Annotated in this window: 22 protein-coding genes and 1 pseudogene; 11 read left to right on the forward strand and 12 right to left on the reverse strand. The window is 64.9% G+C overall.

The features are described from left to right. Positions 1-22: 22 nt before the first annotated feature. The 3 genes from carB to NLY33_RS13505 all read right to left on the reverse strand — a co-directional run bounded on the left by carB (position 23) and on the right by NLY33_RS13505 (position 5,854). Positions 23-3,526: a carbamoyl-phosphate synthase large subunit gene (carB, locus tag NLY33_RS13495; protein ID WP_023705856.1), complete on the reverse strand. Its 3,504-nt coding sequence runs from the start codon at positions 3,524-3,526 to the stop codon at positions 23-25. 249 nt (positions 3,527-3,775) lie between these two features. Next, positions 3,776-4,777: an SH3 domain-containing protein gene (locus NLY33_RS13500; protein ID WP_050590864.1), complete on the reverse strand. Its 1,002-nt coding sequence runs from the start codon at positions 4,775-4,777 to the stop codon at positions 3,776-3,778. 300 nt (positions 4,778-5,077) lie between these two features. Then, positions 5,078-5,854 (reverse strand): metallophosphoesterase family protein, encoded by a 777-nt coding sequence (locus NLY33_RS13505; RefSeq protein WP_023705854.1) that lies wholly within the window; start codon positions 5,852-5,854, stop codon positions 5,078-5,080. Between the two features lie 177 nt (positions 5,855-6,031). Here NLY33_RS13505 and NLY33_RS13510 point away from each other — a divergent pair, with 177 nt between their 5' ends. Next, positions 6,032-6,502 (forward strand): nucleoside deaminase, encoded by a 471-nt coding sequence (locus NLY33_RS13510; RefSeq protein WP_023672423.1) that lies wholly within the window; start codon positions 6,032-6,034, stop codon positions 6,500-6,502. 20 nt (positions 6,503-6,522) lie between these two features. On the opposite strand, the gene NLY33_RS13515 is transcribed toward NLY33_RS13510, so the two are convergent. After that, positions 6,523-6,879: an ArsR/SmtB family transcription factor gene (locus NLY33_RS13515; protein ID WP_023683780.1), complete on the reverse strand. Its 357-nt coding sequence runs from the start codon at positions 6,877-6,879 to the stop codon at positions 6,523-6,525. Positions 6,880-7,078: 199 nt separating this feature from the next. On the opposite strand from NLY33_RS13515, the gene NLY33_RS13520 reads away from it, so the two are divergent. After that, complete coding sequence (locus NLY33_RS13520) at positions 7,079-8,257, forward strand: MFS transporter (RefSeq protein WP_023683782.1); 1,179 nt, start codon at positions 7,079-7,081, stop codon at positions 8,255-8,257. 29 nt (positions 8,258-8,286) lie between these two features. Here the strand turns inward: NLY33_RS13520 and NLY33_RS13525 are convergent, their stop codons facing one another. Further along, complete coding sequence (locus NLY33_RS13525; protein WP_023705852.1) at positions 8,287-8,751, reverse strand: MarR family winged helix-turn-helix transcriptional regulator; 465 nt, start codon at positions 8,749-8,751, stop codon at positions 8,287-8,289. 180 nt (positions 8,752-8,931) lie between these two features. Between NLY33_RS13525 and NLY33_RS13530 the strand changes: the two genes are divergently transcribed. Beyond that, entirely contained in the window at positions 8,932-9,726 is a 795-nt protein-coding gene (locus NLY33_RS13530) for an SDR family NAD(P)-dependent oxidoreductase (protein ID WP_023705851.1), read from the forward strand. 196 nt (positions 9,727-9,922) lie between these two features. Here the strand turns inward: NLY33_RS13530 and NLY33_RS13535 are convergent, their stop codons facing one another. Then, the gene (locus NLY33_RS13535; protein ID WP_023705850.1) at positions 9,923-10,522 is read right to left on the reverse strand and encodes a LysE family translocator; all 600 of its coding nucleotides are present in this window, start codon (positions 10,520-10,522) and stop codon (positions 9,923-9,925) included. An 87-nt stretch (positions 10,523-10,609) separates the two neighbouring features. Here NLY33_RS13535 and NLY33_RS13540 point away from each other — a divergent pair, with 87 nt between their 5' ends. After that, positions 10,610-11,488, forward strand: coding sequence for a LysR family transcriptional regulator (locus NLY33_RS13540; protein WP_488473726.1), 879 nt, complete (start codon positions 10,610-10,612; stop codon positions 11,486-11,488). A 218-nt stretch (positions 11,489-11,706) separates the two neighbouring features. Here the strand turns inward: NLY33_RS13540 and NLY33_RS13545 are convergent, their stop codons facing one another. The 3 genes from NLY33_RS13545 to NLY33_RS13555 all read right to left on the reverse strand — a co-directional run bounded on the left by NLY33_RS13545 (position 11,707) and on the right by NLY33_RS13555 (position 14,737). Further along, entirely contained in the window at positions 11,707-12,357 is a 651-nt protein-coding gene (locus tag NLY33_RS13545) for a dihydrofolate reductase family protein (RefSeq protein ID WP_023705848.1), read from the reverse strand. Positions 12,358-12,473: 116 nt separating this feature from the next. Continuing rightward, on the reverse strand, positions 12,474-13,331 hold the full coding sequence (locus tag NLY33_RS13550; RefSeq protein WP_023705847.1) for a protein-L-isoaspartate O-methyltransferase family protein: 858 nt from the start codon (positions 13,329-13,331) through the stop codon (positions 12,474-12,476). Between the two features lie 47 nt (positions 13,332-13,378). Further along, the gene (locus tag NLY33_RS13555; protein ID WP_023705846.1) at positions 13,379-14,737 is read right to left on the reverse strand and encodes an Nramp family divalent metal transporter; all 1,359 of its coding nucleotides are present in this window, start codon (positions 14,735-14,737) and stop codon (positions 13,379-13,381) included. Positions 14,738-14,997: 260 nt separating this feature from the next. Here NLY33_RS13555 and mntR point away from each other — a divergent pair, with 260 nt between their 5' ends. Beyond that, positions 14,998-15,453, forward strand: a complete 456-nt coding sequence (gene mntR / locus NLY33_RS13560) for a manganese-binding transcriptional regulator MntR (protein WP_023705845.1) — start codon at positions 14,998-15,000, stop codon at positions 15,451-15,453. Between the two features lie 91 nt (positions 15,454-15,544). After that, positions 15,545-15,733 carry a hypothetical protein gene (locus NLY33_RS13565; RefSeq protein ID WP_023705844.1) on the forward strand — a complete coding sequence of 63 codons (189 nt, stop codon included), beginning with the start codon at positions 15,545-15,547 and terminating at the stop codon, positions 15,731-15,733. A 28-nt stretch (positions 15,734-15,761) separates the two neighbouring features. Here the strand turns inward: NLY33_RS13565 and NLY33_RS13570 are convergent, their stop codons facing one another. Further along, positions 15,762-17,828, reverse strand: coding sequence for a hypothetical protein (locus NLY33_RS13570; RefSeq protein WP_031193009.1), 2,067 nt, complete (start codon positions 17,826-17,828; stop codon positions 15,762-15,764). A gap of 187 nt (positions 17,829-18,015) precedes the next feature. On the opposite strand from NLY33_RS13570, the gene ypfJ reads away from it, so the two are divergent. From ypfJ to NLY33_RS13585, 3 genes and pseudogenes are all read left to right on the forward strand, one after another. Further along, complete coding sequence (gene ypfJ / locus NLY33_RS13575) at positions 18,016-18,951, forward strand: KPN_02809 family neutral zinc metallopeptidase (RefSeq protein ID WP_023705842.1); 936 nt, start codon at positions 18,016-18,018, stop codon at positions 18,949-18,951. Between the two features lie 176 nt (positions 18,952-19,127). Next, a complete protein-coding gene (locus NLY33_RS13580) occupies positions 19,128-20,393 on the forward strand; it encodes a TCR/Tet family MFS transporter (RefSeq protein ID WP_023705841.1) in 1,266 nt (421 codons plus the stop codon). Beyond that, positions 20,390-21,309: pseudogene (locus tag NLY33_RS13585) on the forward strand (aldo/keto reductase). Before NLY33_RS13580 ends, NLY33_RS13585 begins: the two are co-directional and overlap by 4 nt. A gap of 263 nt (positions 21,310-21,572) precedes the next feature. Here the strand turns inward: NLY33_RS13585 and carA are convergent. Next, positions 21,573-22,790 carry a glutamine-hydrolyzing carbamoyl-phosphate synthase small subunit gene (carA, locus tag NLY33_RS13590; protein WP_084565734.1) on the reverse strand — a complete coding sequence of 406 codons (1,218 nt, stop codon included), beginning with the start codon at positions 22,788-22,790 and terminating at the stop codon, positions 21,573-21,575. A gap of 258 nt (positions 22,791-23,048) precedes the next feature. Here carA and NLY33_RS13595 point away from each other — a divergent pair, with 258 nt between their 5' ends. Further along, the gene (locus NLY33_RS13595) at positions 23,049-23,498 is read left to right on the forward strand and encodes a GatB/YqeY domain-containing protein (RefSeq protein WP_031195862.1); all 450 of its coding nucleotides are present in this window, start codon (positions 23,049-23,051) and stop codon (positions 23,496-23,498) included. 116 nt (positions 23,499-23,614) lie between these two features. Beyond that, the gene (locus NLY33_RS13600) at positions 23,615-24,172 is read left to right on the forward strand and encodes a GNAT family N-acetyltransferase (protein ID WP_023705839.1); all 558 of its coding nucleotides are present in this window, start codon (positions 23,615-23,617) and stop codon (positions 24,170-24,172) included. A gap of 7 nt (positions 24,173-24,179) precedes the next feature. On the opposite strand, the gene NLY33_RS13605 is transcribed toward NLY33_RS13600, so the two are convergent. Then, positions 24,180-25,361 carry an MFS transporter gene (locus NLY33_RS13605; protein WP_023709076.1) on the reverse strand — a complete coding sequence of 394 codons (1,182 nt, stop codon included), beginning with the start codon at positions 25,359-25,361 and terminating at the stop codon, positions 24,180-24,182.

The following is a 25,361-nucleotide window of genomic DNA, read 5'->3' on the forward strand; positions in this document are numbered from 1 at the left end:
GATGCTGGAGGAGGCAGGTCGCCTAAGCAAAATACTCCTGCAGCGGCCTGACCTCGAGGCTCCCCGCCTTCAACGCCGCAATCGCTTCCGCCACGGCCGCCGCGCCCGACAGCGTCGTGTAATACGGCACCTTCTGCATCAGCGTTGCGCGGCGGAGCGACTTCGAGTCCGACACCGCTTTCTGGCCGTCCGTGGTGTTGAAGACGATCTGGACCTGGCGGTTGCGGATGGCGTCTTCGATGTGGGGGCGTCCCTCAAGCACCTTGTTGATCTTCTGGGCGTCGACGCCGTTCTCGGCGAGGAAGCGGGCGGTGCCGGAGGTCGCCAGCACTTTGAAACCCTGGCCGGCGAGGCGTTTCACCGCCGGCAGGATGCCGGCCTTGTCCTCGTCGCGCACCGAGACGAACAGCGTGCCGGAGCGCGGCAGGTCGACGCCGGCGCCGAGCTGGCTCTTGGCGAAGGCGAGCGCGAAGTCGCGGTCGAGGCCCATGACTTCGCCGGTCGAGCGCATTTCCGGGCCAAGCAATATGTCGACGCCGGGGAAGCGGGCGAAGGGGAAGACGGCTTCCTTGACCGCTATGTGGCCGGGGTTCCTGGGGTCGGGCATGGCGCCGTAATGGGCGAAGGCATCTTCAAGTGTCTCGCCGGCCATGATGCGGGCGGCGATCTTGGCGATGGGACGGCCGATGGTCTTGGCGACGAAGGGCACGGTGCGCGATGCCCGCGGATTGACCTCCAGCACATAGACCGTGCCGTCCTTGATCGCATACTGCACGTTCATCAGGCCGCCGACATTGAGCGCGCGGGCAAGGGCCGCCGTCTGGCGCTCCAGCTCGTCGACCAGCTCGGAAGGCAGCGAGTGAACGGGGAGCGAGCAGGCGCTGTCGCCGGAGTGGATGCCGGCCTCCTCGATGTGTTCCAGAATGCCTGAGACGAATGTCGACTTGCCGTCGCAGAGGCAGTCGACATCGACCTCGATGGCGCCGGAGAGATAGGTGTCGAACAGCAGCGGGTTCTTGCCCAGCAGCGTGTTGATCTGGCCGGTCTTGTCGTTGGGGTATTTCTGCTTGATGTCCTCCGGCACCAGGCCAGGCACGGTGTCGAGCAGATAGGATTGCAGCATGCCCTCGTCATGGATGATCTGCATGGCGCGGCCGCCGAGCACATAGGAGGGGCGCACCACCAAGGGGAAACCGAGCTCGCCGGCGACGAGGCGGGCCTGCTCGACAGAATAGGCGATGCCGTTCTTCGGCTGGCTGAGGTTGAGCTTGTGCAGCAGCTTCTGGAAGCGGTCGCGGTCTTCGGCGAGATCGATCATGTCGGGCGACGTACCGAGGATCGGGATGCCGGCCTTCTCCAGCGCATCGGCCAACTTCAGCGGCGTCTGGCCGCCGAACTGGACGATAACGCCGACCAGTTCGCCCGAGGCCTGTTCGGCGCGCAGGATCTCCAGCACGTCCTCCGCCGTCAGCGGTTCGAAGTAGAGCCGGTCGGAGGTGTCGTAGTCGGTCGAGACGGTCTCGGGGTTGCAGTTGATCATGATCGCTTCATAGCCGGCGTCGCGCAGCGCGAAGGCGGCATGGCAGCAGCAATAGTCGAACTCGATGCCCTGGCCGATGCGGTTCGGACCGCCGCCAAGGATGACGACTTTTTTCCGCGCTGACACTTGCGCTTCATTGGCCAGCGCGCCGGCGAAGGGCACTTCGTAGGTCGAGTACATGTAGGCGGTGGGCGAGGCGAACTCGGCCGCGCAAGTGTCGATGCGCTTATAAACCGGATGAACGTCGAGCTTTTCACGAATCTTCGCAATCACTTCGGCGTCGGTCTTCGTCAGCGAGGCGAGGCGGGCATCGGAGAAGCCCATCGCCTTCAGCATGCGCAGATTGACGGCGTCTTGCGGAATGCCGTGCTCGCGGATGCGGGCTTCCATGGAAACGATGCCGGCGATCTGTTCGAGGAACCACGGGTCGATCTTGCACATGGCGTGCACGTCTTCCAGCGAGGTGCCCATGCGGATCGCCTGCGCCACCATGCGCAGCCGGTCGGGCGTCGGCGTGCCGAGCGCGGCGCGGATGGCGTTGCGGTCGTCGGCGTGGTTGGCAGCCACGGCACCGTGGCCGAGGCCGGGGATCTCGATCTCGTCTAGGCCGGTGAGGCCGGTTTCCAATCCACGCAAAGCCTTCTGCAGGGACTCCTGGAAGGTGCGGCCGATGGCCATGACTTCACCGACAGACTTCATGGCGGTGGTCAGCACCGGCTCGGCGCCGGGGAATTTCTCGAAGGCAAAGCGCGGGATTTTGGTGACGACGTAATCGATGCTCGGCTCGAAGGAGGCGGGCGTGGCGCCGCCGGTGATGTCGTTCTCCAGCTCGTCCAGTGTGTAGCCGACGGCGAGCTTGGCCGCGATCTTGGCGATGGGGAAGCCGGTCGCCTTCGAAGCCAAAGCGGAGCTGCGCGAGACGCGCGGGTTCATCTCGATGACGACGAGGCGGCCATCGGCCGGGTTGACGGCGAACTGCACGTTGGAGCCGCCGGTCTCGACGCCGATCTCGCGCAGCACCGCGATCGAGGCGTTGCGCATCATCTGGTATTCCTTGTCGGTCAAGGTCAGCGCGGGGGCGACGGTGATCGAGTCACCGGTGTGTACGCCCATCGGGTCGATGTTCTCGATCGAGCAGACGATGATGCAATTGTCCGCCTTGTCGCGGACGACCTCCATCTCATACTCCTTCCAGCCGAGCACGCTTTCCTCGATCAGCACTTCGGTGGTCGGCGAAGCGTCGAGGCCGGACTGGACGATGTCGTAGAATTCGGCGCGGTTGTAGGCGATGCCGCCGCCGGTGCCGCCCATGGTGAAGGACGGGCGGATGATGGCGGGCAGACCGACATGGTCGAGCGCCTGCGCGGCGATCGCCATGCCGTGGCTGATGTAGCGCTGCTTGCGGTCGCCTTCGCCGAGATTCCAGCGGGTTTCCAGCGCGTCGAGCGCGGCGTCGAGATCGGCAGGGGCCTCGGCCTTGACGGCGGCGCGCTCGGCCTCATGCGTCTTGCGGTCGGCGTTCTTGACATCGGTGGCATTGGCCAGCATCGACTTCGGCGTTTCGAGGCCGATCTTCTTCATCGCCTCGCGAAACAGCGCCCGGTCCTCGGCCTTGTCGATGGCCGTGGCGTCGGCGCCGATCATCTCGACATTGTAGCGCTCGAGCACGCCCATGCGGCGCAGCGACAGAGCGGTGTTTAGCGCGGTCTGGCCGCCCATGGTTGGCAGCAGCGCGTCGGGCCGCTCCTTGGCGATGATCTTGGCGACGACTTCAGGCGTGATCGGCTCGATATAGGTGGCGTCGGCCAGCTCCGGGTCGGTCATGATGGTGGCCGGGTTGGAATTGACCAGGATGACGCGAAAGCCCTCCTCCTTCAGCGCCTTGCAGGCCTGTGTGCCGGAATAATCGAACTCGCAGGCCTGGCCGATGACGATGGGGCCGGCCCCGATGATCAGGATCGACTTGATGTCGGTGCGTCTTGGCATCGTTGTGAGTTCCGTTCGGCGAGCGGCTTGCACGAAAAACCGGGACGGGAAGACCCGGCCGGTTGTGCTTGCGATTCTGGTATCAGGCTAGGAGGGCCTTATAGGGAAGAGTTTTGGGAGATGTAACCCCGAAAATGAGGCCAGGCAGTAGGGATTAGGCAGTAGGGATCAGGCAGCAGGGATTAGGCAGTGGGGATTAGGCAGGAGCGAGGTTAAGGCGCCTATTGCCCATTCCCTACTGCCTGACACCTAACCCCCCAGCGCGAGCTGATCCGTAATCTCAAACCGCTCGGATACCCCGACGCGGATCATGTTGAGGCTGCCTTCCCTTGTGAAGCGGAAGTCCTTGCCCAAATCCGAGCCGGCCGGCATGCCGGCATTGAAGGAGATGACGCGCGTGCCGCCATCGGGCCAGGTCACGGTGATGTCTGCCTTGCCGGCGCCATTGTGGACGATGTTGACGGCGCAGCGGGTCATCGGCTGGCCGACATAACGGGCGCAGGGGATATCGGCGGCGGCGCCGAGGGCGGGCGGGGGTTCCAGCCGTGCATCGGTTTGCGTAGCGGTCGCAGCTTTGGCCTGGTCCGGCCGTGGCGTCGGGGATGGTACCCCCGGCGCGGACGTCGCATCTGGTGCGACTTCCGCATTCGCGGCGGAATCCTGTACCGGCTTCCCTGTGGTCTCCGTCGCCGGAGCCTCCGTGGCAGCGATCTCGCCCGTCGTCGGGCTTTCATTGGCTGCGAAGGCGAGGCCATAAGCATCCTGCATGGCGGTCCTGCCGATCTCGGCGGCGGATTTCGGTGCGCCTGGATCCGTGCCGCCAAGGCGCTCCGTCAGGTCGAGTGGGGCCGGCTCGGGTGCAGCCGGGGTGGGTGGAGCCTGAGTGGGTACAGGCGGAGCGGCAGAGGCGGCGGGTGCAGTCGTCCGGGGTGTTGCGGCCACGTCGGCCGGCTGCGTCGACATGTCGGGCGCGAGCGCGGGGCCGCCGGCTTCAGCGCTGGCGGTCACCTGGGGCGGCGCGGCGTCTACTTCGACCACGGTCGGATTGTCGGGGATAAGATAGCGCGCGGGCGCCCAGCCTTTGACCAGTGGATTGTCAATCTCCTCGACCTTGCACCAGCGGTGGCCGTCCACTTCGTTGCAGCCGAAATTCCTGACGCTCGAGCCGATCGGCAGACGCGCCTGGGTTCTGCCGACCGGCGACGGCGTGGCCCGGATGTTGAGGAGATCGCCTGGGCCGAGCTCGGTCACTATGGAAACGATGTCGGCAGGCGCGTCCTCGGCATTGGCTCGGCAAGCTCACCAACAACGGGCCCACCACCAACGGACCCGCCAACAACCGGGCTGCCCGCAGGAGCGGAGCGCCAGTCAGTCGATGCAAAATGGTTCGGATTGTGCGCCTCATCATTTGGCCGTGCGCCGATTACCCTTGCGGCAGCAGTCCTGCCGTATGCCAAGGCGGTTTTATAAGGGACGATACGCGGCCATGTAAGTCTGAAAATGCGTCCGATGTTTGGTGCCGCGAGGCGGAAGCAGGGCGCAGCCGTGCGGTCAAGCGGAGCCTTGCCAAGAGGGTTTGGGCATGAAGCCGGTCCTCAGCGCATGCGCCCATTCCGGTCGGCCCGCCTGTGCGGCCTGTCTCGCCGCCGCTTCGTGGTCGTAGTCGACGGCGATGGTCTCGAAACGGTCTGGACCATCGCCATCCAAGGTGAGGATGCCGTAGCGCGCATGCGGGCTGCCTTGCTCCGAAACATGCGCCGGGGGCGTGTCATCTTCATAGGCGGGGGCGCCGACGCTGCCGGGATTGAAGAGCAAGGGGCCGCCGGGGATACGGACCAGTTCCGCGCGGTGGCTGTGGCCGCACAGCACGATGCGGCAGGCCGGGTCCAGCGCCTGCAACCGCCGCTGAATAGCGGCAAGCGGCGCGCGCACCAGTTGGCCATCGACGATCGCGTCGAGCAGGTATTTCTCGTCATGGTCGGGCCGCGCATGGAAAGCGACCACGCCGGGAACAATCTCCAGCGTGAAAGGCAGGGCGAACAGCGCCTCGCGCTGCGTCTCCGTCAGCCGCTCCTGGGCGTACCGGTCAGAAGCCCACATCGTATCGTCGGCCGGATCGACGGCGACGCGGCGGTCATGGTTGCCGCGCACAGTCGGCAGGTCGAGCGCTTCGAGCCGCTCGAACGTCTCGCGCGGCCAAAGCGGACCGGAGACGCAGTCGCCCAGGTTGACGGTTAGATCGGCGCCGCCGCGCCGCGCCAGATCGGCGAGCACGGCATCCAGCGCCAGCACATTGCCATGGATGTCGGCGAGAACGGCAATGCGCATGCGGCGGGCTCCTTGGTGCAGCCCCGTTGGAGGCTTGCGGCCCGTCTTCCTATCAAGGCGCTGCCTTCATTATCAAGCCTTTGAGATCGTTCGAGACAGCCGGAGTTGGCTATCGCGGAAGCACTCCCCCTGCTAGCGTCCACGCCGTTCCGAAGTTCATCCGGGGGAGGACAGGCGATGACCCGCGACCAGATGGTTGCCCACCTCCGCGCCGCCAATGACGTCGCGCGCGAGACTGCCGCGCATGGGCACCATCCTTTCGGCTGCGTGCTCGTCGGCCCCGACGATCGCATCCTGATGCGGCAAGGCAACATCAACACCGTGCGCCACGCCGAGACCGAGCTCTCCCGGCGTGCCGCCGACACCTATCCGCCGGATTTCCTCTGGTCCTGCACGCTGGTCACAACCGGCGAGCCCTGTGCGATGTGCACGGGAACGCTGTACTGGGCGAATATCGGCCGGCTGGTCTACGGCTTCGAGGAAACCAAGCTTCTCGCGCTGACTGGCAACCACGCCGAGAATCCGACGATGAACCTCTCGTCGCGCACAGTCCTCGGCTCCGGGCAGAAGCCGGTCGAGGTCCACGGACCCTTCCCCGAGATGGACGAAGAGCTCCTCGCCCCGCATATCGGTTTTTGGCAGCGCTAGGACCTTGACTTCTAAACCGGTTAGGCCGGCATTTCGATGTCGTGGCCACCGACGATGGGCAGAGCCGGATCATCTCCGGCCGCCGCAATCACGCTGTCGAGCAGGCCGGGGAAGCGGGCGTCGAGGTCGGCGCGGCGCAGCGTGATCATCCGGTTGGTGCCGGCCACTTCCGCGCGGGTGACGCCGGCCTCACGCAGTTTGGCCAGGTGATAGCTGAGATTGGTCTTGGAGCCGAGGTCGAGGAACCGGCTGCAGTTCAGCGGCACGCCTTCCTTGCTGGCGAGATAGCGCACGATGGCGAGTCGGGTCGGGTCGCCAAGCACGCCGAGCACAACCGGCAGGCTGATCTGGTCTGTATTGGGGTGCGGCAAAGTCATGGCCCGAAACTAAGCACAGTCGGTGGCGATTTCAACGCGTCCATGTTTCGCGGGCATGCACAGTCCGCTTCGCGATTGGCCCAATGGCTGTCCTGACACAGGGCTGTCAGCAGGCTTCAGCTATTTTCGTCTGGCTTCATTGACATCACGCTCTGTTATGTCCAATTGTTCAATAAGTTTTGAACTAAGGACACGCCCTATGGACAAGCGCCTCTTCTGGCTTGCGCTCGGATCGTTCACGATCTCGACCGAAGGCTTCGTCATCTCCAGCCTGCTGCCTGACATCGCCACCGACGCCCGCATTTCCATTCCGCTCGCCGGCACGCTGATCACCGCCTTCGCGCTGGCTTACGCCATCGGCACGCCGATCCTGGCAACGCTGACCGGCGAATGGGACCGGCGCCGCGTCATCTTGTGGACGCTGGCGTTCTTCGTCATCGGCAATGTGGTGGCGGCGCTGAGCTCGTCCTTCGAGCTGCTGCTCATTGCCCGCATCATCATGGCGCTGTCGTCAGGCCTGTTTGCCGCGACCGCTCAAGGCACGGCGGTGGCGCTGGTCGATGACCACCACCGGGCGCGGGCCATTGCAGTCGTCGTCGGCGGAACCACGGTGGCGGTTGCGCTGGGTGCACCGCTCGGCGCGCTGGTTGCCACGATAGCCGGCTGGCGCGGGACCTTCTTTGCCATTGCCGGGCTCGGCGCGCTGGTCGGCGCCATCCTGTGGTACCGGCTGCCGCGCGGAATTGTCGGCACCAAGCTGCCGCTCAGGCGGCGGCTGGCTGCGGCGCTGCGCCCCGGCGTCATGCCGATCCTGCTGACCACCGCTCTTGCCCTGATCGGCGCCTTCTCGGTGTTTTCCTATATCGCGCCGCTGGCCATCCAGAGCGGCGGCCTCAGCCCGATTGCGCTGCCCGGCATGCTGCTCGCCTTCGGTGTCGGCGCCGTCATCGGCAACATAGCCGGCGGCCAGGCGGCCGACCGTTTTGGTGCGACGCGCACCGTCGGCTGGTCTCTGGCGCTGAGCGCCGTCATGCTGGTGATGCTCTCGGTCATCCCGACCTTCCTGCCGCAGCATCTCGCCGGGCCGGCATTGATGGCCATGATGGTGCCGTGGGGCATGGTCGGCTGGGCATTTCCGCCGGCGCAGGCCAGCCGCATCATCAAGCTGGCGCCCGACGCCGCCCCGATCGTGCTGTCGCTCAACGCTTCGGCCCTCTATCTCGGCGTGGCGCTGGGTGCTGTGGTCGGCGGCGCCGTGCTGCGCTACGGCGTGCCGGCCGATCTCGGCCTGGTCGCCGCCATCTTCCCGCTGATCGGGCTTGGGGTGGTGCTGGCCGGCCGCTGGGCGGCCCGGCCGGTCGCCATGCCGGCCGAATAGATCTTTGCAAAGGACCGGCGGCCGCTCTTTCAGCTTGAAGGGGCGGCTGCGGGCACGTCGTAGTCCAGCGCCGCGACTTCATCCAGCATAGCGCGCAGATCTGCCGCTCGCTGCTGGCCGACCAGCGCCTCGAAGCGCTGCTGGGCAATGGTCCACAATTTCGTCGTCTCCTCGAGCTTGGCCAGGCCTTGGTCGGTCAGCCGCACCCGCTTGACGCGGCGATCGTCCTTGTCAGCGAAGGTGTCGACATAGCCGTCGCGGATCAGCGGCTTCAGCGTGTGGCCGAGCGCCGAGAGATCCATGACCATCGCTTCGGCTATCGTGCCCATCGCCGGCTCGTTGCTGACATGGATCTGGTAGAGCAGGCCGTACTGCGTGCCCTTCAGACCCGAAGGCGAGATTACATCGTCATAGAAGCGGCCGAGCTTGCGCGCGGCGCGCCGCAGCGTGGCGTTGTTGCAAAGGCTGAATCCCGGCAGCGCGGTCTTGCTCATCACGACTCCTTGCCGGCAAACCGCTGCCGGCCTGTCGCAGAAATAGTTTCTGCCGCCTCCGTTGACAAGATGGTGGTATATGCCTACTTCCCGGAAAGTGGTATATGCCACTAATTGGAGATCAGGGCGGGACGAGGGTTCATCGACCTGTCTCGCCGGGCAGAAAAAAGGAACAGGACAATGAGTGGACAGGACAACAAGGGTACCGCAGTCGTCACCGGCGCATCGGCCGGCATCGGCGCGGTCTATGCCGACCGGCTGGCCGGGCAGGGCTACGATCTGGTGCTGGTGGCGCGGCGCGCCGACCGGCTGGAGGAACTGGCTGAAAAGCTGCGATATGCCTACAAGCGCAAGGTCAGCGTGATTGCCGCCGACCTCGCCGACGACAATGATGTGCGCCGCGTCGAGCAAGCGATCGCAGCCGACGATAGCGTCACGCTGCTGGTCAACAATGCCGGTATGGGCGGCCAGCAGGTGGTGGCAACGGCCGACGCCGACGAGGCCGAGCGCATGATCAAGGTCAACGTCATCGCCTTGACCCGCCTGACCCGCGCCGTTCTGCCGGGGCTTCTTGCGCGCAACCGCGGCGCCATCGTCAACATCGCCTCTGTGCTCGCCTATGATACCTCGTTCGGCGGCATCTACAGCGGCACCAAGGCCTATGTCGTCAACTTCACCGAGGCCCTGCACCGCGAAGCCGCCGGCACCAATGTGAAGGTGCAGGCGGTGCTGCCGGGCGCGACCCGCACCGATTTCTGGGAGCTCGCCGGTGGCGACATCGACAATTTGCCGAAGGAGATCATCATGACCGCCGACGATATGGTCGATGCCGCGCTTGTGGGCCTATCCAGGGGCGAAGCCGTCACCGTGCCGGCACTGGCCGATGCGGGGAAGCTCGACACGTTCCTCGGCGCCCGGCAGGCCTTCTATGGCAGCCTGCACGCCGACAAGCCCGCGGCCCGCTACGCGGCCTGAGAGTAGCTGGTTCGCTTCGCGAACCAGGACCCCCACCCCGACCCGCTATGCGGGTCGACTTACCGGGGCGAGCCACGGGTCTCGCCTGTCCTTCGGACCCCACAAGGGGGAGGGTAGAAGGCGCGCTCTCTTACCTTCCCCTTGCGGGGAGGTCGGACTGCAGGTCCGGGTGCGGTACTGGCGCCGACCTCTGCGTTTACGCTCCCCGCCACATCGGAATGATCGACGCAGCCAGCACCAGCGCCAGCACGATGTTGAGCGCGCGCCATTGCCATTCGGTCTTGAGCAGCCGTGCCAGCACCATGCCCGCCACGCACCAGATCGACAGCGAGATGGCTGCGGTGAAGCCGAAGGTCGAGCCGAGCAGCAGCGCGAGTTGTCCCGGACCGTCGGCAAGGGCTGCGAACGAGGCCGCCGCACCCAGTCCCATCGCCCAGCCCTTCGGGTTCATCCATTGAATGCCGGCGCCGCCCAAGAAGCTGTTGGGTTTTGCCATCGCCACATCGAGATCAGGCGGCCCGGCGCGGCCGATCTTGATTGCCAGCCAGATGAGATAGAGCGAGCCGATGATTTTCATCGCCAGTTGCAGCGACGGCATGGCCAGCAGCAGACCGGCGAGCCCGGCGGCGGCAACACCGGTCACGGTGGCGAGGCCGGCGGCGCTGCCGACCAATAGGGGAACGGAACGGCGAAAACCGAACTGCGCGCCTGAAGCGGTCGACAGGGTGGTGGCGATGCCGGGCGTGACGGTGGCCACGAAGGCAAACAGGATGAGCGGAAAGATGGGCTGCAACATGAGGCGTCCTCCATCGAAGGCCCTACGGTAGACTTCTGCATACTTCAGTAAATGCAATGTTTGCGATGGTTGGCATTAGCAGATATAATGCCAACCATGATCCGCAACCTCGACACAGCGCTGATCCGCACCTTCGTCACTGTCGCCGACAAGGCCAGCATGACGGCGGCGGCGAACGCGCTGCATCTGACGCAAGGCGCCGTCAGCCAGCAGATCAAAAGGCTGGAGGAGGCGCTGGGCTGCAGCCTCTTCGAGCGCGACCGGCGTGGCTTGCGGCTGACGCGGCCCGGCGAGCGGCTGTTCGGCAAGGGCAAACGGTTGCTTGGCCTCAATGACGAGATCTGGGCCGAGATGGCGGGCACCGAGGCCGCCGGCCAGGTGCGGCTCGGTGTTCCCTATGACCTTGTCGGCACCTTGCTGGCGCCGGTGCTGAAGGCCTATGCCGAGACCTATCCGCAGGTTGAGATATCCCTACTCTGCGCCGCCTCGCCGGATCTTGCCGCGGCCCTTGCGGCCGGCACTATCGACCTTGCCGTCATCGAGGAACCGGTCGGCCCGTCCGCCGGTGAGTGCCTGGCCATTGACCGGCTGGTCTGGGTGGGGGCCAAGGGCGGCGTCGCCCGCGCCAAGCGGCCGCTGCCGGTGTCGATCGTCGCCGACACCTGCGCCTTCCGCCCGGTGGTGCTGTCGGCGCTGAACGAGCACGGGCTGGAATGGCGCACCGTGTTCGAGAACGGCAACATCGACGCCACGACCGCGACGGTGCGCTCCGACCTTGCCGTCACCGCCTGGCTGGCCTCCACCGTGCCCGCCGACCTCGACATCCTGCCTTTCGATGCCGGGCTGCCGCCGCTGCCGAATTTTTCCATCAATCTGCATTTGCCGAGGTTTGGCGCGGCGCCTGCCGCGCAGGAGTTCGCGCGGTATATCCGGGATGGGCTGGAACGGCGGGCTGTGGCGGCTTGACAGAACTTGGATTTCCTCTCCCCCGTCGATCGGGGAGAGGTGTCGAGCGAAGCTCGACGGAGTGGGGGTCGACCCTTAGCGCGGTACGGCAGGATTCTTGCGCCTTGTCCCTGTTCAATGTCCGTTGGCGACCGTTGCCAGGTGGTTCCCCCACTCCGTCGCTGCTTCGCAGCGCCACCTCTCCCCCTCCGGAGGGAGAGGAAAGGTGCCCGCCTCTGTTACTTCCAGTTCTTGCGTCGCTCGAGCTCTGCCTCTGACGGCTCTTGCGTGGCGAACGACCCGACCTTGACCTCACCCCCGCGTTCGTAGGTCGCCATCATGACGCCGGTGGTGGTAGCCTGCGACTTCACCAGCTTGAAGGCGGCCGGCATCGCGCCGTCGCCAAACAGCCGCTTGCCCTTGCCCAGCAGCAGCGGGAAGATCATCAACCGGATCTCGTCGATCAGCCCGTTGGCGAGCAAAGTCTGGATCAGCTCGCTCGAACCCTGGATGAGCAGGTCAGGCCCATCTTCCTTCTTGAGGCGGCGCAACGCCGCGACGATATCTTCTCCAAGCCATTGCGTATTTTCCCAGGTGAGCGAATCCGGCCGATGCGTCGCCACATATTTAGTGGCAGGGTTGAAGACGTCTCCGATGGCATCTTTCTGATACGGCCAGTAAGCGGCGAAGATGTCGTAGGTTCTGCGGCCGAGCAGCAGGGCGAAGGGCTTAGAGAACAATTCCTCCATGGCCACGCCCGCCACCTCGTCGAAGTAGTGGAACGTCCAGCCGCCGAACTCGAAGCCGCCAACCGGGTCTTCTTCCGGGCCGCCCGGCGCCTGCATGACGCCGTCGAGGCTGACGAAGGTAGCGGCGATGATCTTTCGCATTGGATTTTCCTTTTCCAGGATCCGCGCCGTCAGGGCCGGATTTCGATCTAAGGACGGACAGGCCGGCGGCCGCCCGACAGGCGTTGGCAAAAAAACGCTGCGGCCGACAAGAGTACCTACCGCCGTCGCCCGCCGCCAAGCGCCTGCGACGAAAACCAGACATCGCCGATGATGGCGGTGGCGGTCCGGTCCGGCGCCCTGTCTGATGTCAGCCAGATCGAACGGCTGCGCGCGGCCTTCTGGAGGTCGGGGATTTTGGCCGCCGAACCGGCGACCGAGGCGCCGACGCAGGGGATGAACCACGAGCGCATGAAGGGGTCGCAGGCAAAACCTTGTTTGGTGCGGGTCACCATTACGGCCAGGCCGACGCCCTGGGACGGGCGCCAGGGAAAGATCATGCGGCCGCCCGCTTTCAGCGCCCGCAGCCAGGCAGCCGGCGGTGCGACGACACCGGCATTGACATAGATGATGTCGGACGGCGGCAGATCGCCGGTGACGGCATCGCCGTGGATGACGCTTACATTGCCGTAGGTCTCGAGATTCTTTGTCGCTCTGGCAGCAAGATCGGCCTCCAGTTCGAAGGCGGTCACCGGGCCGGGCGCAACCAGCCGGGCCAGCAAGGCGGTGTAGTAGCCGGTGCCGGCGCCGATATGGCTGACGGCCTCGTCCGGTCTGGGGGCGATCCTGCCGATCCACATGGCGTGCAGGGAGGGTTCGCCATTGTTGATGCCCTTGTCGGCATCGAGCGCCACCAGCACGTCCTGATAGATGTGAACAGGATCGGCGCTCGGCGTCATGATCTTGCCGTTGCCGGTGGTGAGCGCCCTGCCGGCGACTACCGCCCAGGGTCCGGGACCGAGAAAGGCCTCGCGCGGAACGGTGGCGAACGCCTCTTCGAGGCGCGGGTCGGCCGAGCCGGCATTGGCCGCCATCAGCTGCGCGTAAAATTTCCTGGCGTCTTCGACACTTGTCATGATGGCGAGCAAGATAGCGCAAGCCGCCGGTTTTTCGGGAATGAGAATCAGCCGACGCCGAAGACGGTGTCGTAGAGCAGCTTGAAGTTGAGCACCAGGATGACCGCCGCGACCACCCAGGCGAGGGCCGCCACGCCGCGGGGAATGGCAAGGTTGCCCATCTTCTTCTTGTCGGAGACGAACTGCACCAGCGGGATGACTGCGAAGGGCAGCTGCATCGACAGTACCACCTGGCTGAAGACCAGCAACTGGCCGGTGCCCTTTTCGCCATAGAGCGCGGTGACGACCACCACCGGGACGATGGCGATGCCGCGCGTCAGCAGCCGGCGCGCCCATTGCGGAATGCGCAGGCGCAAAAAGCCTTCCATGACGATCTGGCCGGCAAGCGTTGCCGTAACCGTCGAGTTGAGGCCGGAGGCCAGTAGCGCCACCGCAAACAGGATGGAGGCGATGCCGAGGCCGAGCAGTGGCGACAAGAGCTCGAAGGCCTGGCCGATCTCGGCGACATCCTGATGGCCGGTGCCATGGAAGGCCACCGCCGAGACGATCAGGATCGAGGAGTTGACGAACAGCGCCAGGACGAGCGCGATGGTCGAGTCCGTCGTCGCCCATTTAATGGCGTCGCGCTTGCCTTTTTCGGTCCGTTCATAGGCGCGTGTCTGTACGATCGAGGAGTGCAGGTAGAGATTGTGCGGCATCACCGTGGCGCCGATGATGCCGATGGCGATGTAGAGCATCGCCGGATTGGTGACGATCTCCGTCGACGGCACGAACATCGAATGCAGGATCGAGCCGACCGGAGGGGCAGCGGCAAAGATCTGGATGGCGAAACAGCCGAAGATGATGATCAGAAGCGCGATGACGAAGGCTTCGAGATAGCGGAAACCCTTGTTCATCAAGAGCAGCACGATGAAGGCGTCGAGCGCCGTCAGCAACGCGCCGCCGATCAGCGGAATGCCGAACAGAAGCTGCAGCGCGATCGCCGTGCCGATCACCTCGGCGAGGTCGCAGGCGATGATGGCGAGTTCGCAGGCGATCCACAGCACGAAACTGACGGGACGCGGATAATAGGCGCGGCAGGCCTGGGCGAGGTCGCGGCCGGTGGCGATGCCAAGCCGGGCGGCAAGCGCCTGCAGCAGGATCGCCATCAGGTTGGACAGCATGATGATGAACAATAGCGTGTAGCCGAACTGGGCGCCGCCGGCGAGGTCGGTGGCCCAGTTGCCCGGATCCATATAGCCGACCGAGACCATGTAGCCCGGTCCCATGAAGGCGAACAGGCGGCGGAACCAGACGCCGGACTGCGGCACCGCAATCGTGGAGTTCACCTCGCGCAGGCTGGGAGGATTGTCCTCCGGCCTGTCAAATCGCCAGGATGATCCCAAGGTTGCGTCGGCTTCGGACATGGAGGGCTTTCCATTGGATGGATTGATGTCTCTCATCCTATCTACGCCAGGGCTCAACATTATGCAATAGGCTATATTTCATTGTATGTGCTTCTCATGAGGCAGCCAAGGGCCCAGAAAGGGGGTGATCGCAAACGCCGGTTGCGCCTGCTATGGAATGCAAATAAACGGCTGGAACAGTTAAGCCCGTGCTATGAATGGCAAAGGGCGATTGATTTGTCGAAAGCCAATTCTTGCCAAAAGGTATGAGGGAACACGTATTGGCACTGAAGCATAAACCGGTTCGACGCGAAGAGCCGCTTCCGGATGCCGATGTCCATTCCGAAGGCTTCAGGCAGCAGCGCCAAGCGCGCCGCAGCGCGCTGGTCGAGGACTATGTCGAGCTGATCGCCGACCTGATCGAGGACGGCAACGAGGCGCGCCAGGTGGATATCGCGGCGCGGCTCGGCGTCGCCCAGCCGACCGTGGCCAAGATGCTGACCAGGCTGTGCGCCGATGGGCTGGTCTCCAGAAAACCGTATCGCGGCGTTTTCCTGACCGATGCCGGCCGCAAGGTTGCGGAAGAAAGCCGCATTCGCCACCAGACGGTCGAAGCGTTTTTGCGTTCGCTCGGCGTCAGCGCCGAGACGGCGCGCATCGATGCCGAGGGCATCGAGCACCATGTCAGCGCCGAGACGCTGGAAGCCTTTCGCAAGGCGATGATAGCGCCGCGCTGAGTCGCGCCGGCGCCGCACCACTGGAACCTCCGCACGTCAGGCTCGTTGCTCCTGACGTTGCGCGTGATTGCTGCGCGCCAAGGAGGAAAACATGGGCGTCGAACAGGCACCGACCGCGAAGGGCAAGCAGGCGGCCGAGGGTTTGAGGCAGACAGCGGCAAAGGACGAACGCAAGACCGAGGCCGAAGCCGGCCAGCCGATGAAGAAGGGCGCCGCGCGTTTCGAGGAACGCTCCAAAAGCTCGGACGGCAAAAGCGCCGGCACCAAGCAGAAGATCTGAGTTCTGTTCGCAAGCGGCAACCTGCCGCTCATTCCTCGGTGTCCTGCACCCAACTGCGCGGATGGCCGTCGACGCGGAACTGGAATATGAAATAGGGCGGAATGCAGGAGCCCTTGCCAGGCTTGGCTGCGGCCAAATCGTCGTAGCCGGCGGTGCAGATATAGTCCTCGCGGCAGGGATGCGCCTTGCCGCAGGCGCGCAGGCCGGCGGTCTTGGTGAATTCCTTGGTGCAGAATTTGTGGTCCTTGCCCGACGCGATGCAGTCGTTGAAACCGGTCTTGGCGAGGCGGCCGCAAGTCGCCTCGTCGGGAAGCTTGTCGCAGCTTGCCTTGCGCAGCATGCCCCCGGGAAAGCCACCGGTCTTCTGCTCGGGGTTGTCGTAGCGTTGGCGCGCCGCGCCATAGCCAGCGAGCTTGATTACCGGTTTCTTGTCGCGCGCCGGATCGATGGCGCAGGCTTTTGCGGTGGCCGGCGACAGGCGGCAATATTTGTCGCTGCCCCAGCTCGACATCTTGATCTCGCCGAACTCGACGGGGTCGCCGACTGCGGTGGCCGCCTCGCTGACGCAGGTGCCGAAGCCCGGATGGATGTCGCTTTCATGGACGCCGGCGCAGCGCAGGCTTTCGCCGCAGCTCCAGTCCTTGAAGCTGGCATCCTCGCCGCTGTAGCAGATCGAGCCCCAGCCATTGTAGAGATCGGTGCCTTTCAGCGCTTCGGCGAGTTTGGCGTCCGGACGGGCGGCGAAGCCGCGGGAGAAATCCGGATGGCCGCCTGTGGCGAAGTCCTCGACGATCGCGCGGCGGCGCGGCAGGTCGGCGAAGAACACCGCCGAGCCGGGGACGAAGACGGCGTTGCGGCGCGGCTCGCTGGCCGGATCGGCGCCGGTGTAATGGAAGCCGGCAATGCCGTGCGTCTGGTGGCAGCCGGTGCAGGTCATTTCGTTGAGACGCAGATTGAAGCCGGCCACCGATTTCACGCTGCGCAGCGTGTTGCCCCTGGCGACATAATTCTTCAGCGCCTCGTCGATATCGCTGTCATCGAGCAGCCCATAGGCGATGTTGTTTTGCGATCTGGCCATGCCGCCGGGTGCGACCGAGACGGCGCTTGTCGCCAGGAACTTGTCGTCGATGACCAGCCGGCCGCGATCGAGGTCGTAGAGGTTGCGGTCGGTCAGCAGCCATTTGGCGAAGGCCGGCCGGTCGGCCAGAACCACTTTCCGGTCGATCTGGTTCTCCATCTTCGATTCCTGGAAGGTGGACGTCGTTGGGTCCCATTTGAAAATCTTGAGGAGATATTCGGCGTGGCCGCCGAAGTCGCGGCGGCTCGAGGCCGACAGCCGGAGAACCTGCATGTTCAGCTCAAGCCGCATGATCTGCGACGAATTCAGCATGGCGTTGGAGAGCGGCCCTTCGTCGGAGCGCAGCCAGGCTGCCAGTTGCTCGGGCGCAAGGTTCTTCTGGCCGGCGGCGAGCCAGCGCTTGGCGATTTCGGCACAGGAAATGGCGGTGGCGCTTGGACGGTCTCTCGAAGCGCGGGGGCGAGCCTCGCCGGGCCTGGCGTTGAAGACCAGACTCATGGTCAGCGGCAGCCGCGACGAGATGCGTTGCGCTGTCTTTCCCTTCGTGGGCTTCTCCGCCACCGAATAGTGGAAGCGGTAGATCAGCCTGATCTCGCCGCATTCGGTGTGGCCGAGATAGCCGCGGTCCATGCGGTTGACGATGCCGGTCAGGTCGAGCGTCGAGCCGTCATCGTCGATGTATTTCGGGTTGAATTTCTGGCTGGTGTCCTTCGACTTGGCCATGGCCGCGACGTAAGGATCGGGGCTATTGGCAGGCTCGTCGGCGATCTCCTGCTTGACGGCGTTGCGGACAGGGGTCAGCGCGCGCACCGAAAACAGGCCGCGATTGTCGACCTCGCGCGTGAGACCCAGCGCCGGGCCGAGCAGGCGGCTGATCGAGAGGCCGCCACGCTCAAGCGCCTGCAATGTCTCGGAATCGGTTACGGCGACGCTGGAATCGAGCGTCACGGCGCGCGCCGGCGACGGGCCGAGGCATAGCACCACCGCCAGCAGCAGAAATCGACCGATCGTCCGCAAGTCCCCGACACCCCCGTTCGAACCGGATGCTACAGCACGCATGCCGCCTGGACCAGAGTGCGAACGCGATGCCGCTGCCACGAAAAATACTGTGACTTGGCGCAACCATTGCGATAATTGTCTGTTGGGTCGGACTGGGCCATGACATCGGCCAGGCCAGCCGAAAATTTGCATACGGGGAGTTGCCATGCTCTGGAAGGGCCGCCGTCAGAGTGACAATGTCGAGGACGAGCGCAGCGACAGCGGCGGCGGTGGTGGTTTCGGCGGCGGCAGCCCTGGCCAGTTCCGCATCCCGATCGGCGGCCGCACCGGCGGCGGCGGCAGCATCCTGCTGGTCGTCCTCGTGGTGCTGGCCGGATGGTATTTCGGCTTCGATCCGTCGCAGATCCTGGGCACTGGCGAGGGCGGCGGCGTGCTGCCGGGTGGCGGTGGCCAGATCACCGACAACAGCGGCGGCCAGGACGACGGCGCCGGCACGCCTGCTTCCGACGAGATGAAGCAGTTCGTGGCGACCGTGCTGGCCGAGACCGAAGAGACCTGGACCGGCATCTTCCAGTCGCAGGGCCTGAAATACGAGGACCCGAAGCTTGTGCTGTTCAGCGGCCAGATCCGCTCGGCCTGCGGCTCCGCCTCGACGGCAGCCGGACCGTTCTATTGTCCCGGCGACCACAAGGTCTACCTCGACACCACCTTCTTCCAGCAGCTCGACCAGCAGTTCGGCGCCTCGGGCGATTTCGCCCAGGCCTATGTGATCGCGCATGAAGTCGGTCACCATGTGCAGAACCTCACCGGCATCCTGCCCAAGTTCAACCAGATGCGGCAGTCGATGGGTGAGGCGGAAGCCAACCAGATGTCGGTGCGCATCGAGCTGCAGGCCGACTGCTTCGCCGGCGTTTGGGCGCATTTCACCGCGCAGAAGGGCATTCTGGAACAGGGCGACATCGAAGAGGCGCTCAACGCCGCCAAGCAGATCGGCGACGATACGCTGCAGAAGAAGATGCAGGGCTATGTCGTTCCGGAAAGCTTCAACCACGGGACGTCGCAGCAAAGGCAGACCTGGCTGGCGCGCGGCTACAAGAGCGGCAAGCTGTCGGATTGCAACACGCTGACCGGTCCGGTTTGAGGCGCTCGCAAGTTCCAGCCGACCGCGGTTCAAAGCGCATCCGTCGGCGGGCCGATTCACCACCGGCAACAGATGTCAGGAGGAGAACGCCTGAGGCGTTCTCCTATTGTTCCAAAGTGACGCCTCGCCTATAACGGGCGCCCGCCCAAGGGCGGTCCGAGGGAGCAGACGCCATCATGATCGACCCCAAAACCGCCAGGCGGGGCCTTGCGCTCGTCTTCACCACGCTGCTGCTCGACATTATCGGCTTCGGCATGATCATGCCGGTGCTGCCGGCCTTTCTCAGGGAGCTTTCTGTCGTCGGCATCAGCGAAGCGGCGATCGAGGGCGGCTGGCTGTTCTTCGTCTATGCCGCGATGCAGTTCTTCTTCGCGCCGATCATGGGCGGGTTGAGCGACCGCTTCGGGCGGCGGCCGATCCTGCTTGCCTCGGTGCTAACATTCTCGATCGACAATCTGATCTGCGCCATCGCCTGGTCCTATCCGATGCTGTTCATCGGCCGCGTGCTGGCCGGCATTTCGGGCGCCAGCTATTCGACGACGTCGGCCTTCATTGCCGACATCTCGAACGACGACAATCGGGCGAAGAATTTCGGTCTGCTCGGCATCGCCTTCGGCGTCGGCTTCGTCATTGGGCCGGTGCTGGGCGGGCTGCTCGGCACGTTCGGGCCGCGGGTGCCGTTTTACTTTGCCGCCGGGCTTGCCTTCGTGAACTTCCTCATCGCCATGTTCTTCCTGCCTGAAACGCTCGATGAAAAGCACCGCCGCCGCTTCGAGTGGAAACGCGCCAACCCGGTCGGCACGCTGCTGCAGATGCGCCAATATCAGGGCATCGGCTGGATCGGGCTCGCCTTCTTCCTGATGACGCTCGGCCACATGATGTATCCGGCGGTGTGGTCGTTCGTGTCCAACTACCGCTATGGCTGGAGCGAGCAGCAGATCGGCTTCTCGCTCGGCGCCTTCGGCCTGTGTGGGGCGATCGTCATGGCGACGGTGCTGCCGCGCGTGATCCCCAAACTTGGCGAGTGGAAGACGGCGGTGATCGGCCTGACCTTCACGGCGGCCAGCGCCTTCGGCTATGCCTTCGCCTCGCAAGGCTGGATGATCTATGCGGTGATCGTCGTCGGCTGCCTCGAAGCACTGGCCGATCCGCCGCTGAGAAGCCTTGCCGCCGCCAAGGTGCCGCCATCGGCGCAAGGCGAATTGCAGGGTGCGATGACGTCGATCTTCTCGATCACCTCGATCATCACGCCGCTGCTGTACACCGCGATCTTTTCCTGGTTCACCGGACCGAATGCGCCCGTAGTGTTCGGCGGCGCCCCCTATCTGGTTGGCGCGTGCTTCCTGACGCTTGCGGTCATTGTCTTTGTGACGAAAGTTGCGAGGCCGACGGCGGTGAGAAGCGTTGCCACCGGCGCTGCGGAAGATGGAGCCCAGATATGAGCCATGACAGCCGCATAGAGCTGACCAAGGACGGTTTGTCGCTGTCGCGGCTGGTGTTCGGCGCCTGGCGCCTGCTCGACAGCGCCGCGCGCCCGGACGCCGACCAGATCGCGCGGCTGATCGGCACTGCGGTCGATCTCGGCCTTACCAGCTTCGACCATGCCGATATTTACGGGCATTACCAGGTGGAAGCTGCCTTTGGCGCCGGCTTGTCGCGCTGGAGGGCAAGCGCGACAGCATCGAGCTGATCTCGAAATGCGACATCATTCTGGCATCGGCCAACCGGCCTCTGAACCGGCTGAAGCATTACGACACCAGTGCGGCCCACATTGCCGCCTCGGTCGACCGTTCGCTCGCCAATCTCGGCACCGACTATCTCGACCTGTTGCTGCTGCACCGGCCGGATCCGCTGATGGATGCCGACGAGACGGCGGCGGCCCTTGCCGGGCTGGTCAAGTCGGGCAAGGTGAGAGCGGTCGGGGTCTCCAATTTCACGCCGTCGCAGTTCGACCTTCTGGCTTCGCGGCTGCCGTTTGCCTTGGCCACCAACCAGATCGAGATGTCGGTGCTGAAGACCAATGCGCTGATGGATGGCAGCCTCGATCACGCGCAACGCCTCGGCTATGCGCCGATGATCTGGTCGCCGCTCGGCGGCGGCTTGCTGTTCACCGGCAGGGAAGGGCGCGAGGCGCGGGTCAGGGCGGCAATCGCGGCGGTGGCTGCCGAGATCGGCGCCGGCGATCTCGCCGCCGTCGCCATCGCCTGGCTGCTGCGTCATCCGGCGCGGCTGGCGCCGGTGCTCGGCACGATGAAGCCCGAGCGGCTGGCCGTCATGGTCAAGGCGCTGGAGATCGACCTCGACCGCCAGCAATGGTTCGCCATACTGGAGGCCAGCGAAGGCCGGCCGGTGGCGTAAGGTTACCCAGGCGCGAACTTCGAACCCGCCATAGGTGTGTGCTTCGTCCGTTAATGCGGCGCGCAAGCGAAGCGATGAGGAGGGCTTGGGCTCAGGGGATGCCGTCGGCGCTCTCGAAGCCTTCGTCGCTTCGCGCCGTCACAAACAGACCGGTTGACCGGTTTATTCCATTGACCCAAGACAAGGGCAATCGCGCCGCGTTTGTAACTCCGGCTATTCGGAGCATCACGATCTGGGCAACGGCTAGGCGAAGACCTGTAAAATCAAACCCGTTCGGCCAGCAGTTCCTCGCCGCGCTTTTCGCGGATCAGATTGACGAAACGGCGGAACAGATAGTGCGAGTCCTGCGGACCGGGCGAGGCCTCGGGGTGATGCTGGACCGAGAACACCGGACGGCCCGTGAGCGCAATGCCGCAGTTGGAGCCGTCGAACAGCGAGACATGGGTTTCCTCGACGCCCTCGGGCAACGAGTCGGCATCGACGGCAAAGCCGTGGTTCATCGAGACGATCTCGACCTTGCCGGTGGTATGATCCTTGACCGGGTGGTTGGCGCCGTGATGGCCCTGGTGCATCTTGGCGGTCTTGCCGCCCAGCGCCAGGGCCAGCATCTGGTGGCCGAGGCAGATGCCGAATACCGGGATGTCGGTCTTGAGCAGGTCCTGGATGACCGGCACGGCGTAGTCGCCGGTGGCTTCCGGGTCGCCGGGGCCGTTGGAGAGGAAGATGCCGTCGGGCTGCATGGCCAGGATCTCTTCCGAGCCGGTGCCGGCCGGAACCACGGTGACCTTGGCGCCGAGGCCGGAAAGCAGGCGAAGGATGTTACGCTTGACGCCGTAGTCGATGGCGACGACGTGCATCGACGGCTCGGCCTGTTCGCCAAAGCCTTCGTTCCATACCCAGGGCGTTTCACGCCAGACCGAGGACTGGCCCGAGGTGACTTCCTTGGCGAGGTCAAGCCCGATCAGGCCCGACCAGGCGGCGGCGCGCCGCTTCAAATCGTCGATGTCGAAGATGCCGTCGGGCGCGTGCGCAATGACGGCATTGGGCATGCCCTTTTCGCGGATCAGCGCGGTCAGCGCCCGGGTGTCGATGCCCGACAGCGCGACGACGCCGCGCTTCTTCAGCCACTGGTCCAGCCCGGTGTCGGCGCGGTAGTTGGACGGGTTGGTGACATCGGCCTTGAACACCGCGCCAACGGCGCCTGCACGGGCGACCGGGTTCAAGTCCTCGATGTCCTCGTCATTGGTGCCGATGTTGCCGATATGCGGGAAGGTGAAGGTGACGATCTGGCCGGCATAGGACGGGTCGGTGAGAATTTCCTGGTAGCCGGTGAGCGCGGTGTTGAAGCAGACTTCGGCAACGGCGGAACCGGTGGCGCCGAGGCCGCGACCCTCGATGACGGTGCCGTCGGCCAGCACCAGGACGGCGGTCGGCTTTTCGGTTGCCCAAGGCGGGGTCAGTTCGGGGGTCATCTCGGCCATGGCGACGCTCCTGTCACGCTGCGCGCTTCGATGGCGGGCCATCTGCGCAGCAAACGGCGCGGCCGATCTCTCAAGCCTGCGCGCATCAATTCTTTGTCTTATGCAAGGCCGAGTACATAGGGGAAGGCGCCAGAGCGGTCAATGATGCCGTGCCAAAACGGCGAGCATTTGTTTCGTCAAACGATATCAGGGCTTTGGCGCGTTTGCTTTGCGGATGGGCCGCGGTTATTGTCCGCGCCGTTCGAAGGAGAAAGCATCATGCGCGCAAAAATCGCTGAATCCCTGAAAAGCGCGATGAAGGCGCAGGACAAGCACCGCCTGCCGACGCTGCGGCTCATCCAGGCCGCCATTCACGACCGCGACATCGCCAATCGCGGCTCGGCCAAGGACCCCGCCAGCGACGAGGAGATCCTGCAGATCCTGGCCAAAATGGTGAAGCAGCGCGAGGAATCGGCCAAGGCGTTCGAGGACGGCAAGCGCCCGGAACTGGCGGCGCAGGAGCGTGGCGAGATGGAGATCATCCGCGGCTTCCTGCCGACGCCGTTGGACGACGCCGCCGTAACAGCTGCGGCGCGCGAGGCGATCGTTGCGACCGGTGCCGCCAGCCAAAAGGACATGGGCAAGGTGATCGCCGCGCTGAAGCAGAAATATGCCGGCCAGATGGATTTCGGCAAGGCCAGCGGCATCGTCAAAGGCCTGCTGCAGTAAGAGCCGACACCGCTTCAGTGGCGAAGGAGAGCAGGGGGCGGGACATCACCTCTGGGCAAGAAACGGTCCGCACCGGCTTAAGCGAGCCAAGCCTTGACCTGCCGGAGAGCCCCACCATAATCGAAATCGTCAAACCCACGCTCGAACATCTGCCCTCCTACAAGGCGGCGCTCGAGCGTGGCTGGTCGCCGGACAATGTCCGGCTGATGGAAGCGACGCGCGAGCAACTTGCGGCGATCGACGAGGATCCCGCGGCGTTCCTTGCCAGCCTCGACGATCCCGAGGCCAAAGGAGGCCCGATTACCTTGCCGGACGGCACGACCGTGCCGCGGCTCCCGGGGTTCCGGCGCTGGATCTGGGACGGCGAGGCCGCCGGCTCGATCGGCTTTCGCTGGCAGCCGGGTACGGCCGCGCTGCCGTCGCATGTGCTCGGCCATATCGGCTATGCCGTGGTGCCGTGGAAGCGCGGACGAGGCTATGCGACCGAGGCGCTGCGGCTGATGCTGGACGAGGCGAGGGCTGTTGGTTTGCCATATGTCGAGATCACCACCGCCCTCGACAATCCGGCCTCGCAGAAGGTGGTGCTGGCCAATGGCGGCCGTGTGGTCGGTCCGTTCATCAAGGACGCCGCGTATGGCGGCGCCGAGAGTTTGTTGTTCCGGATCGATTTGTAGTCCGACGCTATTCGGCCGGTGCGGGCAGCGGCGGCGCTGCCCGGCTGCGCCCCTCCCAGATGTAGGAGGCAAGTGCCACCACCACCGCGACCAGCATGGCGGCAGCGCCCACAACCGGCAGGCTGCGGTAGCCGTAGCCGGCATTGAGCATGGCGGCGCCCAGCGACGCGGCGAGCGCGATGCCGACATTGAAGCCGGAGGGGATGAGCGAGGAGGCGAGGTTGGAGGCGTCCGCCGTCCAGGCCAGGATGCGGGTCTGGATCGGCGTGCCTATGGCGAAGTTGAGGCCACCCCAGATAACGATGGCGATGACCATCGGCACGGGGTAGGGGCTGACGGCATAGATCACGCCCAACATCACCGCCTGCAGGGCAAGCATGGTGATCAGCGACGGCATCAGCTTCCAATCGGAAAGCTTGCCGCCGAGAAAGACACCGACGGTGGCGCCGACGCCGTTGAGCAGCAGCACCCAGGCGATCAGGCTCTCGTCGAGATGGGTCACCTCAAGCAGTGTCGGGGTGATGTAGGTGAACAGGCCGAACTGGCCGATCATCAACGTCAGCATCAGGATCAGCGAGGTCCAGACTTGCTGGCGCGCCAGCACGCGAACCTCGCTGCCAAGACTGGCGGATGGCCTTGATGCGCCTGTCGTGCGCGGCAAAAGCGCAGCCATGGCGGCAAACGCCACCACGCCCAGCGCGCACATCACCCAGAAGGTGGCGCGCCAGCCCCAGAGATTGCCGATTGCGGTGCCGGCCGGCACGCCGATGACATTGGATACTGTGAGGCCGGAGAGGATCACAGCCACGGCCATGCCGCGCTTGTCCTCGGGCACGAGGCCGACAGCCACCACCATGGCGACTCCGAAATAGGCGCCGTGTGCGACGGCGACCGCAATGCGCAAGAGCAGCATCGAGGCAAAATCGGGCGCCAGCGCGCAAGCGGCCTGGCCGATGGTGAAGGCGACGGTCAGGCAAAGCAGCAGCGTCTTGCGGGAAATGCCCTTGGTGGCGAGCGCCAGCAATGGCCCGCCAATCGCGATGCCGCCGGCATAGCCTGAGACGAGATAGCCGGAGGTCGGGATCGAAACGCTAAGGCCGTCGGCCACTTGCGGCAGCACGCCGGCAATGACGAATTCGGTGGTGCCGAAAGCGAAGGCGGCGATGAACAGGGCAATGAGCGGAAGCAT

The sequence above is a fragment of the Mesorhizobium sp. C432A genome (assembly GCF_030323145.1).
Lineage (GTDB): Bacteria > Pseudomonadota > Alphaproteobacteria > Rhizobiales > Rhizobiaceae > Mesorhizobium.